Origin of the sequence: Exiguobacterium sp. s168 (assembly GCF_018619035.1) — a bacterium.
Lineage (GTDB): Bacteria > Bacillota > Bacilli > Exiguobacteriales > Exiguobacteriaceae > Exiguobacterium_A > Exiguobacterium_A acetylicum.
Window position 1 is genome coordinate 47,362 of the sequence record NZ_JACSNE010000022.1, and the last position, 7,585, is coordinate 54,946.

The window sequence follows — 7,585 nt, forward strand, 5'->3', positions numbered from 1 at the left end:
AAGAAGTATATGAAACAGCTTAAAAAATTGACTACATTAAACTTTCTGCTCATCATTTTACTATTGTTTTCTGTTTTTACCATCTTTATCTCAACAGAAAATATTCGAAATAACATTTTAAATAATGAGCGGCTTTCGATGGTACTCATCAACGGATACAGTAAAAACGGTGAGTTTTCGTATGATACAGAGAAGATAAAAAAGATGGATAATGTTAAAGATTTGTCGTACGAATATGAGATTCCATTATCGTATTCAAATGGCGACGGTGAACAGGATTTCATGAACTGTCTGACGCTAAATCCAACGACACGAGATGCTATCAACTATCACAAATCGGTCAAAGGAAATGAAATCATACTACCTGATTCATTTAAAGGGAATACGTTGAAGTTCACGGATATGGAGAATAAACCGTTGTCCTTAAAACAATCCTACTATGAGGGCTCAGGTATCTTCTTTTTGAAGGATAAATGTTATCTAGCACCTCAAACTAGTGCGAAATTGGCAGAGGAAATAAGTAAATCAGATAATTACTCTAGTGCTAAATCGTTGTTAGTCAACATTACAAAAACAGAGTATATCTACGATTTCGTACAAGATTTTAATAACATGTTTGATGAAGAAAAAGCATATGTGTACTATCAGGCGGAAGGATTAGAAAAACTTGTGGCAGGTTCTAAAATGTCGATGTACCTGTTGATACTCTTCCAAGTAGTGTTACTTGCTATCGTCTTTATCTTCTATAGAAATAGTTTAAATGCACTAATCAAAACACTAAATAAAGACTTGTTGTCGTTGTATATCAATGGGTTATCGAGTAAAGAAATCTCTCGACAATTTTACTCAACAATCGAATCCATGAATAAAAAAATATATATGTACTCCTATGCTCTAATTGCACTATTTGCAGCAGGAATGTGGAAATACATGGGGATGCAACCCCTCCTGATAATGGTTGCTGGATTAGTTGTACTGTTATCCATTCTGATCGTATTAAACAAACGATTCGTGAAGTTATTGATTACTCGGAAAATGAATAAAGAGTTATCGAACGACAACATCGTCTCGCAATTGAGAAACTAATGTTGTTCCACACGATGTAAGAAAAATGGAGTGTTTAACATTTTATTTTGTAATGGAATTAGGAAGATTTTTTATACCCTTTGGTCAAGTATTGATCAAGGGGTATTTTTGTGCAGTTATCTTTATGTAGAGGATTCATTTCAACCATGCACAACGAATGAGATAGTCTAAATAAAAAACCACCCCATTCAAAATTAGAACAGGGTAAAAATTATTATTTCAGTTGACTGATTGCAAAGTTCGCTTCTTCCGCTGTGAATTTTTCTCCGTAATCCGATGAGAGTTGATCTCGAATCGCTTCAGGTGACATGCTCATCGTCTCTTGGTATTCCTTTGCCTTTTGAAGTGCATTCTGGTTGTAGTCGGCATCAAGTGTATCGATCGCATACTGTGCCTCTTCACTTGTAAACTTCTCACCGCTGTCGGATGTCAGCTGCGCGTAGATGCCTTTCTTCGACATACTCATCGTTTCGGAATAAGACTCAGCTGATTTGAGTGCGTTTGATTTCCAATCATTAAAACTCATGTTTTCCATCGCATAAGCTGCAGCTTCCTTCGAAAACTGCTCTCCATAATCGGACGTCAACTGGTTCGAAACGGCTGCTTTTGACATGTTCATCGTTTCCGCATACGATTCCGCCTTGTCTAGTGCTGACAGATATTCTGTTGGAACATCAGGTGTCGAGTCTTCTACTTCAGTCTCTACTGTAGAAGTATCTTCTACAGTAGCTTCTTCCTCCGAAGCAACCTCGTCCTCTTCTGAATTCGATGGTGCAGTCGTTTCGTTATCCGTGTCGTCTGCCTTTGTAGTAGAAGACGTTTTCGTGGTTGATTCTGTTGATTTTGCTGATGTTTCTTTTTTGGCTGGAGTCGCCTGATCTTCTGAATTGTTTCCTGCTGCTACAAAAATAAGAAGTACGATTAACCAAAACCACCATTTCTTATAGAATTTACGTTTTGGTTTAGTAGATGATTGCATTATTTTATCCCCTTATATCTTTTATACATAAAAAATAGCATACATGACTATAAATTGGAATTTCATTATTTTAAAAAATGGATAATTGAATATGTTTAGTAGGATATGAATTTTACCTAAGTTTTCTCATTCATCAAGAGAACACTAGAGGGAAAGATAGCGTTTAATATGTATAAATCGTTTTTAGAATAAGTAAAAAAATCTTTTAAAATATTGATTTTAGTCAATAAGCAGTCTGAAAACAAAATTATTTTTACAAAAATAGTAATTTATGAGTAAACGTGTTATTATTTTCTATGGCTATTTTTTACTTAAATGAAATTAAAAAACAGAAGGAGAGTAGGACATATGGCATGTGTGAATTGTTCGGATGCTGCAAAACGTGGTCTGAAGTTTTGTCCGAGTTGCGGTGACGCCTTGGAACATCACGTAGAACACGCAAAACCTTTAGAAAAAGAACGCGACGTCAGACCTGTACGCTCTAAAAAAATGAGTAAGTCTGCAAAAACCGTTCTTTTAACAGTTGGATTGTTGGTCGTAGCAGGTGGTGCCTATTATGGACTCGCGACACAATGGTTCACGGTCGAAGCGACGACGAATAAGGTCCGTGATGCGATTCGCTCTGGTGACGCTACATTACTCGCTGAGCATACGGAGTTCAACGGAAAACCGGTTGATCAGAAGATGGCGCAACGCTTTTTAGATGCCTTAAAAGAGACACCGGAACAAAAGAAATCATTCATGGATTATTTATTGATGGCCGGTGTGTCGATTCAAGCAGAAAACGAAAGTGATGTTCCTGGTCAAATCGTAGCGAGTGGTCGCCAGCTCGGGATCTTCAAGGATTATCGTCTGCGCCTCGATAGTGTCAAAACGGAAGTCATCAGTAATTTTAAAGGAACGAAGGTCACACTCGTCAATCCGGTCGGAACGGAAAGTAGTAAAGCGTCGGCGGAGGGCATCATGATGGACGGCGTCTATCCAGGATTGACGGATGCCAAGATCGCGTATGATGGCGAATACGGAAAAGAGTCGAGCGATGTGACAATCAATCCGTTGACGCTTGACGCTGCAGATCGGAAATACGAAATCACTTTAAAAGGAAATGCGGTCGAACTCGACCAGACGTATCCGGATGCCTTTTTGATTGTTGATGGAAAATCGACATCAGAACGAGTATCAGATTTGAAGAACTATGGACCAATCCCGAAGAACGGCATTAAACTCTCGATTGAAAATTCATTCCCCTGGGGTGAGGAAACATCGGGTGAGGTTGTCGTCAAACCAGATACGAAAAAAGCGATGTTCACGTTCGAACCATCAGAAAACGTTTTGAACCAACTGCAAGAAGCCGTCGAGCAGCATGCTTCTGACTGGGTTGATGCGGCAACTTATCAAGATACAAGTTATTTCTCACTCGTTGATGATGCTTCCTATCTTGCGAAACAACAAAAGAACTATGACGATTGGAGCCGAAAGGACTTGGAGTGGGACGGAGAGTTCATGAATGCGTCGATTGATCGTCCCTCAGCTAAGTTCGTCGAATATGGGGATTCGGTAGGTATCGAAGTCATGGCGACAACCTATATTCGGGGTGAAATGTATACGCCTGATAGTGAATCGCCAGGAAAAACAACATCGAAGTCGCTCTTCCGCTACTTGTTCACGTATGAAAGTAGTGAGGATAGCTACGAGGAAAGTTTCAGGATTCAACAGGCAACGAGTATTAAATAAGAACAAGGGAGGCTACACAGATGATGGATTGGCAATCAGTCAGATCACGTTTTCAAGGGATGACAGCAAAAGAATTACAGGAGCAGGCGGAGCAAGCACGACGTGAAAAAGGACGCTTGCTGTACGAAATCGGAGAGCGTCATTACATGAAGCTGCGGAGCGAAGGGCATCGTCAAGAAATCGAGGACATTCTTGCACAAGAAGTACTCGTATTCGGTGCCTTGTCACGGATTGACGAGATGGAAGTCGAAGCTGCACAAAAGCAATGTAAGTCATGCCGGACGCCACTTGAGCCAGGCGCGAAGTTTTGTGGGAAATGCGGCACGTCCGTTCCACGTGAGAACGAACAAACGAAAGTCGCCTGTACGACATGTCATACACCACAACGTAATGATCAGCATTTCTGTACATGCTGCGGATCGGAAATGGGGCAACGCGTATGAAGTATTGTTCGACCTGTGGTCAAGCACATGCTCCACACGCCCAGTATTGCGAAGTAGACGGGACGTCGCTCGATAAGCAAGCCCGTCCGATTCGCTTCGAACAAGCTGCGCATTTTTGTGTCGGGTGTGGTACACAAATGGATGGTCGTGCGTCGTACTGTCCGAATTGTGGAAATTCGCGCCTCATCGCTGCGACGTCAGAAGGCTCACTTGTAGATCGTCTTCCAGGTATGGACGACATTCGTAAGAAGTGGAAGTCGCAGGATTGGAACGTGAATCTCCCGTTGAAAGAGCGTGGACGCGCATTTATATCACGATTCGATTTCTCGTTTGGGAATCCGAGTCTTGCGATCGGTAGTATCGCTGCCATCATTTGTTTTGCTGCAATCGTCGTCTTATTGTTCGTCATGCTCGGTCTCCTCAGTGATAACCCGGCATTAGAAGGAATCAAGACTGTTCAACAAAACATGGGAGATGATTTTAGTACGTTCGGTATGTTCTTTTTCCTTGCTTTCGTTGCCCTTGCTGGTCTAAATCTCACATCAAGTGAAGACTTGAAATCACGCTTCCTTACAGAAGTGGTAGGCAACGATGCAGAACAGTTCTCTGATATTCAAAAAGCGATCGATCAACTTGATTTTCATATTTTCTCAGGACATTTCTTGCTGTCCTTACCGGGTCTGCTTCTATTGATTGGGAGTGCGTGGTTACTGGAACGAGGTGGTGTCATCGGAGTCAAGACGACATCGTGGAATGAGCGAATCGAACGTGCTGTCGTCTTTGCCCTGACATTATCGTTGATTACGCTGGTCGTCGGATTGTTTGCGACAGATTTCGGTATCTTCGATCTACATCTGGTCATAGGAATGCTTCGGATCTTCCTTCTAGCGCTCGCTGGTGTCCTTTTGTTCCAATTCATCGGTCAAACGGATCTGCGTAGTTCTTGGCAAGTCGGGCGGATCGCTGCGACGACGTTAATGAGCGTCTATTTGTTTGGTGTCCTGCTGACGTCATTCGGACAATTGTATTATCTAAACGAGCTCGATGAAATGGACGAAGTCGAATTTGGTGAATCAGCAAGCCTCGTTCTCTTGAGTGGTGCTTCTCCGCTTTACGCGATGTCGCAAGCGGGACAAGTCGATTTCAAGATGACCGTTTTGACGGAAGACTTCCGTTTAGGTGCGGCCTTATATGGCGAAGACCGTTTGAATGATCTGCAACGACCAGTGGAAGAAGCGGGAGAAGCTTCGAATCTGAGTCGGATTCAAGGAATCATCGGGAACCAGATTGAAAACGGAGAAGATCCAACACTCGATCCGAAAGTAACACGTTTTGATGAAACGGTAGATGTCGGGCTCTTAACACGCTTCGCTCAAATCGCGAATGCCTCCACTCCATTTGAAGAAGAGCAATTGCTCAGTTCAAGTGTTGCTCCTTACGGCTTGATTGCGCTTGTACTGATGTTCATCATCCATATCGGAATCGGATTCCGCTGGATTCGGACGTTACCGAATGTTGCGATTTATGCTGGGGTCTTCATGATTGGTGGACTCATTCTAGCGTACTTCACACAAACACGGTTTGAACTGCAATGGGATAACGATGTCCTAGCCGGTGTCGTCGTTTCTACTTTGACATGGTGGAATGCGTTCATGCTTTTCCTCTTCCCATTCCTCGGTGGATTAGTGGGATACGGATTGAACCGCTTCAAAGATACAAAAGGATGATTCCAAATAAAAACGCTTGTCTCCTTTTGCGAAGACAAGCGTTTTATCATAAGGATTGTTTAGTTGTTTGTTCAAATTCAATGTAAGAGTCTTTTTCGATACCAGAAGCACGGAATGTCAGACTCCCGTCTTCATTAAACCTGATTTCTAAAGATGACTCGTGAAAGTAGAGCATCAAGGTGTTGTCGGAATTGAAACGTCCGCTGTACGTATAGTCATCGAGCGGTTGTCCTTCATAATCACGGGCGTCATGAATCGTCAGTGTTGCCTCGCGATTCGGACGTGTCACGACATCGATCGTCGCATCCGTATAATCTTGCTCATATTCGCCTTGATCACTTGTCGAGTACGCATAGCTACCGGCTAAATCATTGAACGCTTTTTCGACTTTACCGAGTGTCCGGTGATAACGAGCCGCCTCGTTCGCGAGTGCTTTGTCACCGAACGTCTGGTTCATGACCCGTTCTGCGTAGCGAAGGGCATCTGTCGTCTGATTCATGAACAAGGCGGCTTCAAGGTCACGAAAAGCTTCCTGTTGTTGCGTCAGTGCGATGAGCCGTTTGTCCGTCGTACCTTCCGTACGCGCCTTCTCACGCCATTGTTGTTCATCGAAAAGATCTCCAGCCATTGTACTTTGAGCACTTTGCTTCAAGTAGAGATCTGCTGAATCGTTACTACAGCCACTTAATACGACGGCTATGAAGAGGAGAGGAAGTACACGTGTCATCATGATGTAGTCTCCTTCTTGAAAGTTCGTTTGATCGAAGTAATGCTATATCGATCGTCTTGGAACGTGATCTCATATTCGACGATGGCACGATGCGAGGGCTGGTTCTCCATCTCGAAATCGTGTCGGTCGTATGTTTCCGTCGTCTCGACATGGAAGTGATTTTTATCGATGACTTTGACGGCATCGAACGTCATGTCTTGTAAGGCAACGTAACTCGTCGGATATTCTTCTGAAAAGGCAAGGCGATCGCCGAAATGTACGCGTTCATCTTCCGTCAAATCATCGTCTCCATAAAATAAGTCCGCATACGATATGTATTCGTCCATTGACGAATCATAATACTGCCAGTCATCGCCACCTTCGTTCTCAATCGAAGGAAGACGCTTGGCATAGGTACTGAGAAAGCGGTACAGGGAATCGGGTGATGCTGATTCAAAAGTGAGGTACTCCTCGAGTTCGTCGTCAGCTAACCTCGTCGCTGAGAAGCCTTGCGGCAAGACTTGATCGACATCTGCTGCGTCATGAGTCAGCTCACTCGTCTGAAACAATGGTTGTGCAGCTTGATATTTCAAATAACCGAAGGCACCTCCACCGATGCAAAGCAACAGAATCAGCAATCCGATGAACCACGCTTTTTTGGAGGAACGGGATTGCGTGTGACTATTTTTTTGACCACAAACTGGACAAAAGATCATCTGATCATTCATCGGAGTCTGGCAATTTGAACAATGTGACATAAAAGCACTCCTTTCTTATCTTCGTCATTATAATGTAAAATAAATATAAAAATAACAATTTTTTGGCTCATCACCATAACACGTGGTTGCTATTTTAACCACCAAGCTCGAGGCGCAATCTCAAAAAGAATCGTTCGAGGTTTCGGTAG

At 43.0% G+C, this 7,585-nt stretch carries 7 protein-coding genes; 4 read left to right on the plus strand and 3 right to left on the minus strand.

The annotated features are described in order from the left end of the window. Positions 1–9: 9 nt before the first annotated feature. Positions 10–1,086: a hypothetical protein gene (locus KNQ15_RS12355; RefSeq protein WP_244989011.1), complete on the plus strand. Its 1,077-nt coding sequence runs from the start codon at positions 10–12 to the stop codon at positions 1,084–1,086. A gap of 214 nt (positions 1,087–1,300) precedes the next feature. On the opposite strand, the gene KNQ15_RS12360 is transcribed toward KNQ15_RS12355, so the two are convergent. Continuing rightward, on the minus strand, positions 1,301–2,065 hold the full coding sequence (locus KNQ15_RS12360; RefSeq protein ID WP_214729699.1) for an Ltp family lipoprotein: 765 nt from the start codon (positions 2,063–2,065) through the stop codon (positions 1,301–1,303). Positions 2,066–2,413: 348 nt separating this feature from the next. Between KNQ15_RS12360 and KNQ15_RS12365 the strand changes: the two genes are divergently transcribed. Genes KNQ15_RS12365 through KNQ15_RS12375 form a run of 3 tightly spaced genes read left to right on the plus strand, consistent with a single transcriptional unit; the run spans position 2,414 to position 5,969 of the window. Then, positions 2,414–3,799 (plus strand): TcaA 3rd/4th domain-containing protein, encoded by a 1,386-nt coding sequence (locus KNQ15_RS12365; protein ID WP_214729700.1) that lies wholly within the window; start codon positions 2,414–2,416, stop codon positions 3,797–3,799. Positions 3,800–3,819: 20 nt separating this feature from the next. Next, complete coding sequence (locus KNQ15_RS12370) at positions 3,820–4,242, plus strand: zinc ribbon domain-containing protein (protein ID WP_029342665.1); 423 nt, start codon at positions 3,820–3,822, stop codon at positions 4,240–4,242. Continuing rightward, positions 4,239–5,969, plus strand: a complete 1,731-nt coding sequence (locus tag KNQ15_RS12375) for a zinc ribbon domain-containing protein (RefSeq protein WP_214729701.1) — start codon at positions 4,239–4,241, stop codon at positions 5,967–5,969. Before KNQ15_RS12370 ends, KNQ15_RS12375 begins: the two co-directional genes overlap by 4 nt. Positions 5,970–6,015: 46 nt before the next feature. Here the strand turns inward: KNQ15_RS12375 and KNQ15_RS12380 are convergent, their stop codons facing one another. Then, on the minus strand, positions 6,016–6,699 hold the full coding sequence (locus KNQ15_RS12380) for a hypothetical protein (protein WP_047392838.1): 684 nt from the start codon (positions 6,697–6,699) through the stop codon (positions 6,016–6,018). Continuing rightward, a complete protein-coding gene (locus KNQ15_RS12385; RefSeq protein ID WP_029342662.1) occupies positions 6,696–7,436 on the minus strand; it encodes a zinc ribbon domain-containing protein in 741 nt (246 codons plus the stop codon). Before KNQ15_RS12385 ends, KNQ15_RS12380 begins: the two co-directional genes overlap by 4 nt. Positions 7,437–7,585 lie beyond the last annotated feature (149 nt).

Excerpts from the sequence above, each read along its gene's own strand:
- KNQ15_RS12355 (WP_244989011.1), top strand. The coding sequence starts at position 10 with ATGAAACAGCTTAAAAAATTGACTACATTAAACTTTCTGCTCATCATT.
- KNQ15_RS12360 (WP_214729699.1), bottom strand. The coding sequence starts at position 2,065 with ATGCAATCATCTACTAAACCAAAACGTAAATTCTATAAGAAATGGTGG.
- KNQ15_RS12365 (WP_214729700.1), top strand. The coding sequence starts at position 2,414 with ATGGCATGTGTGAATTGTTCGGATGCTGCAAAACGTGGTCTGAAGTTT.
- KNQ15_RS12370 (WP_029342665.1), top strand. The coding sequence starts at position 3,820 with ATGATGGATTGGCAATCAGTCAGATCACGTTTTCAAGGGATGACAGCA.
- KNQ15_RS12375 (WP_214729701.1), top strand. The coding sequence starts at position 4,239 with ATGAAGTATTGTTCGACCTGTGGTCAAGCACATGCTCCACACGCCCAG.
- KNQ15_RS12380 (WP_047392838.1), bottom strand. The coding sequence starts at position 6,699 with ATGATGACACGTGTACTTCCTCTCCTCTTCATAGCCGTCGTATTAAGT.
- KNQ15_RS12385 (WP_029342662.1), bottom strand. The coding sequence starts at position 7,436 with ATGTCACATTGTTCAAATTGCCAGACTCCGATGAATGATCAGATGATC.